The sequence below is a fragment of the Mycoplasmopsis iners ATCC 19705 genome (genome assembly GCF_000701805.1).
In the GTDB taxonomy this organism is placed as follows: domain Bacteria; phylum Bacillota_I; class Bacilli_A; order Mycoplasmatales; family Metamycoplasmataceae; genus Mycoplasmopsis; species Mycoplasmopsis iners.
Genome location: NZ_JNJW01000028.1, coordinates 1 through 1328, shown reverse-complemented (window position 1 = coordinate 1328; position 1328 = coordinate 1). Strand labels below are relative to the sequence as shown.

Here is a 1328-nt window from a genome sequence, read left to right as displayed (position 1 = left end):
TAAACTAGGACAAGTTTTATAGACAATTTATAAAAAACTCAAAGCATCTCAATATTGTTGAGGTGTTTTTCAATTTAACACAGATTGAAATCTTTCATTGTTATATCATTCAATGTAATCTTTGATAATGTTTTTGAGTTTATCAAAGCAAATTGTTTTGTAATTTACAAAGTTTAAACACTCAGATTTGATGTTTGAAAAGAAATATTCAACTTCCCTATTATCTAATGAATTTCCGACCCTGCCCATAGATACATTTCCATTGTTTTTTGCAACTACATCGAGATATTTAGATGATGAATATTGAAATCCGTGATCTGAGTGAAGAATTCAAGGTTTTTTAAACTTTATATCCTTGATGTGCGAAATAACTAAATCTGTATCATTTCTTCTTGATAAGTTTCAATTTAAAATTTTCTTTGTTTTATGATGTATTGCAACTGAAAGATAAACATGATTTTCATTAATATCGTTTGGTGCTTTTATATATGAAACATCTGTTGCAATAATATTATTTGTAATTCCATTGTAATCTCTATTTACAAGATCTTCAATCTTAACATTTGTATTCTTGATTTCTCTGACTTTACGTTTTGGCCTAACTACACAAATTAGATTCAATTTTTTCATTATTCTTCCTAAAGTTCTGTAATTTATGTCTATTTTATATACTTTTAGTATATAAACGCTCAATCTTCAACGACCAAAACGACCTTTATTTTCATAAAAGGCCTTTTTGACAATTGAATGTAATTCTTCATTTTCAGATGTTTGAGAGACTTCTTTATCTAATTGCGACATTTTCTTATAAAAAGTAGATTTTGGTATTTCTAAAAAATATATAAATTGTTTATTTGTAACAGAAGATGATTTCTTGATTTTGCTTCAATCAATTTCAATTTTATTATCTCTGAAAATTTCAATCATAATTTTTATGAATTCATTCTTTTGCTCATCAGTCATTTCTTCAATCATTGAATCATCTGTTTCAATAGTTTTCTTTTTGGGTCTTCCACAACCCTTCCCTTTTTTAGGGGCTGTTCCTGTTTTTGAAAATATTACAGTTTCGTCTTTTTGATATTCTCTAAATTTATTTCAAATTCTACGTCTAATATTTTCTTTAAAGTAATCCTTATTATATTTTTCTGAAATATAAGATGCAAATTTGTATTCATATTCATTTGTGTATTCTCAATTTTCTAGTCATCTAAATAGATCTAATCATTCATAATGTTTCAATTGTTTAGCCATTTGTAAACTCCTTTCTCTTATTGTAAACGAAAAGTAGACAGTTTTTATTTTCTGTCTACTTTTCTTGTCCTAGTTTA

At 26.0% G+C, this 1328-nt stretch carries 1 protein-coding gene; it reads right to left on the bottom strand.

The window, feature by feature from the left end; translation table 4 throughout:
- Nucleotides 1–27: 27 nt before the first annotated feature.
- The gene (locus T395_RS03605) at nt 28–1251 is read right to left on the bottom strand and encodes an IS3 family transposase (RefSeq protein WP_029513017.1); all 1224 of its coding nucleotides are present in this window, start codon (nt 1249–1251) and stop codon (nt 28–30) included.
- Nucleotides 1252–1328: the final 77 nt, after the last annotated feature.